Genomic DNA, 326 nt, shown 5'->3' on the forward strand with positions numbered 1-326 from the left:
TATATCTATGCACCGAATGATTTCACCCCACTGGCTTTGATTGATAACGGTGAAGTCTACTATTTCCACACCGATCATCAAGGTACGCCCCTGACGATTACTGATAGTTGCGGAGAAACGGTATGGCAAGCCAATTATCGTACCTTTGGTTTAGCTGATATCACCATAGAAAAAATCAAAAACCCGCTACGCTACCAAGGGCAGTATTTTGATGACGAGTCAGGCCTGCACTATAACCGCTTCCGTTATTACGATCCGATCACGGGTCGCTTTATCCACCAAGACCCGATTGGCTTATTGGGGGGAATAAATCACTACCGTTATGC

1 protein-coding gene is annotated in these 326 nt (G+C 45.4%); it reads left to right on the forward strand.

What is annotated here, in order from left to right:
• Positions 1-326 (forward strand): RHS repeat-associated core domain-containing protein (locus ASV53_RS25125; RefSeq protein WP_189337990.1); only part of this gene is annotated, 326 nt, incomplete at both ends.

It is taken from the genome of Photobacterium sanguinicancri, from assembly GCF_002265265.1.
GTDB classification, from domain to species: Bacteria; Pseudomonadota; Gammaproteobacteria; order Enterobacterales; family Vibrionaceae; genus Photobacterium; species Photobacterium sanguinicancri.